Raw genomic sequence first — 2,572 nt, forward strand, 5'->3', positions numbered from 1 at the left:
TGAGTATTTGAAGCTTTGAGCGCCACCTGTTCGTGCGGTTCAGCGCCGGGGTTCGTGCGGGAGAGCGCCAGCGGTCGCGTGGCCTGGCACCGCTGACGCCCTCCTTGACGGTTGCTAGGCGGTTACGAGTGCCGTGTGCTCGCGCATGTTGTAGCTGCCTGTCTCGACCCAGATCGTGTTGTGGATGATCCGGTCCATGATCGCATCGGCGTGAACCCCGGAGCCGAGCCGCTGGTGCCAGTCCTTCTGCGAGTACTGGGTGCAGAACACTGTTGACGTCTCACCGTAGCGGCGTTCCATCAGTTCCAGCAGCATGGTGCGCATCGATTCCGTGGGTCGATCCAGCAGCCACTCATCAATGACCAGCAGGTTAAACGCTGCATATTTACGCAGGAATTTGCCGGATCCGCCGGGGGTGTCTTGGGCGGCGACCCAGGCTTCCTCGAGGTCGGGCATGCGGACGTAATGCGCGCGGATGCGGTGTTCGCATGCTCGTTTAGCAATCGCGCATCCCAGGTAGGACTTCCCCGACCCGGTGAACCCTTGGAAGACAACGTTTTGCTGCCGGGCCACGAACGAGCAGGTGCCGAGCTGGCTCAGCAGCGGCCGGTCAAGACCTCGCTCGTCAAGGAGGTCGATGCGGCGCAGGTCAGCGTTCGGGTAGCGCAGCCCCGCTCGCCGGATCAGGCCGCTGACTTTGGCATGGGTGAACGAGGCGTAGGCGTCATCGACGACCAGCCGGAGACGATCTTCGAACGGCAGGCTGATGCTCAGCGTCTCGTCTTGGGTATCGATGGCCTCCAGCAGCTCGCCCGCGTTCATCTCTCGCAGCTTGCGTTTGGTTTCCGTGTCCAGGCGGCTCATCGGGTCCCTCCTGCGTAGTAGGAGCTGCCGCGCACGTATCCGCCATCTTCGTCATCAGGGTCCTCGACGTGCCCGGTTTTGTCTTGCCCGGTGTCCAGGATCGGCCGCAGGTGGGCGTAACGGGGCGATCGTATCGGCCCGCGCAGCGCGAGCTGGCATGCGGCTTCGACCCGGGCTGGTGAGAACCTGCGAGACAGGCGCAGGACCGCCAGGGCCGGGTCGTAGCCGGCTTCCTCGATGCGGACGGACTGGAAGATCTTCTCGATCACGGTCCCGGTCGCCGGTCCCATCCGTAAGGCCCAGGCGTCGATCCGGGCCCGGTCCCAGGCTTGCCAGCTGTGCCCCTCAGGAAGGTCGGCTTCGTTCGTCCGATACTGGTTCGTCATCGTCACGGGCAGCAGCAGGTGGCTGGTCAGGCGCTCATCACCCCGATAGATCTCGAGCATGGTGTCCGTGACGCGAAGATCAACATGCGCGCCGATGTGGGTGAACGGGACTGAGTAGAAGTTCTTTGCCCAGACCACGTGTCCGTTCCGGCCTACTTTGCGCCCATAGGTCCAGGTGCTGATCTCGAACGTCACCGCCGGCAACGGTTGCAGCAGCGGCTTCTCCTCGGCCGTGAACACGCTCAACCGGGAGCCCTCCCGCTTCTGGAACGGCTCTCGGTTGTAGGCATCGATCTGCTCCCGAATCCGGGCCCGCAGCTGCACCAGGCTGGTGAACTGCTCCTGCCTCAGACCCGCAATCACCCAGGTGGCGATGTGCGAGACAGTGTTTTCGACGCTCGCTTTGTCTTTCGGGTGCCGCACCCGGCCAGGTAGTACCGCCGCCGAATAATGCGCCGCCAACTCCCGGTAGGCGTCGTTGAGGACGACTTCGCCCTCGCGCGGGTGAGAGATCACCCCGGTCTTCAGGTTGTCCGGGACGAGCCGCGGGACCGTGCCGCCGAAGAATGCGAACATCGCCGCATGCGCCCGCAGCCACGACTCCTGCCGCATATCCAACGTCGCCTCCACGAACGCATACCTGCTGAACGGCAGGCAGGCGACGAACAGATACACCTTCGAGATCTCTCCCGTTGCCGGGTCAACGAGCTGCAGCGTAGGCCCGGCCCAGTCGACCTCGACGCTGCGGCCGGCCTTATGGCCGACCCGGGACGACGCGCCAGTGACATTCGCGTAATCGCCATAAAGCCTGCAGAACCGGTCATAACTCATCGCCGCCTGCCCGGCCCGACTGCACCCGTCGAGATACTCCTGATGCAACAGCTTCAACGTCACCCCGACCCTTGCCAGCTCACGGTGCACCTGAATCCAGTCCGGTTGCGCGAACACGCTCTCCCGCACCCCGCGACCGGGAAACAGCGTCAGATACACCTCGCCCTCAGATTTCTCCGCAACGTCGTCCCAACCGAGCCCGAGCTGATCCGCAGCGTCGATCACCGCCTGAATGCTGTGCCTCGACATGCCCTGAGCAAGCGAGATCGCTCTACCGGACAGGCCCTGATTGCGCAACTGCAAGACGAGCTTCGCCCTGATCTTCCGTACCATTACCGGTACTCCTTCCACCACGTGGCCGTCACGCGGTGGAAGGAGCCTTACAGGTGGCGCTCAACCACACCAACACCGGCGCCGACCAGCGCAAATCGTGGGATCGGACCCTGGCGCTAACCCGCACCACACATGGACCCCTCAAGAGCGAATATTCA

At 63.7% G+C, this 2,572-nt stretch carries 2 protein-coding genes; both read right to left on the bottom strand.

The window, feature by feature from the left end; translation table 11 throughout:
* Positions 1–114: 114 nt before the first annotated feature.
* Positions 115–864, bottom strand: coding sequence for an ATP-binding protein (locus QRN53_RS21695; protein WP_285245877.1), 750 nt, complete (start codon positions 862–864; stop codon positions 115–117).
* Positions 861–2,414: an IS21 family transposase gene (istA, locus tag QRN53_RS21700; RefSeq protein ID WP_285245878.1), complete on the bottom strand. Its 1,554-nt coding sequence runs from the start codon at positions 2,412–2,414 to the stop codon at positions 861–863. Before istA ends, QRN53_RS21695 begins: the two co-directional genes overlap by 4 nt.
* Between the last annotated feature and the right edge of the window lie 158 nt (positions 2,415–2,572).

This window comes from Pseudarthrobacter sp. fls2-241-R2A-127 (genome assembly GCF_030209355.1).
Lineage (GTDB): Bacteria > Actinomycetota > Actinomycetes > Actinomycetales > Micrococcaceae > Arthrobacter.

What these genes read in the sequence shown, in the direction of transcription:
- QRN53_RS21695 (WP_285245877.1), bottom strand. Translation starts at nt 864, where the DNA reads ATGAGCCGCCTGGACACGGAAACCAAACGCAAGCTGCGAGAGATGAAC.
- istA (WP_285245878.1), bottom strand. Translation starts at nt 2,414, where the DNA reads ATGGTACGGAAGATCAGGGCGAAGCTCGTCTTGCAGTTGCGCAATCAG.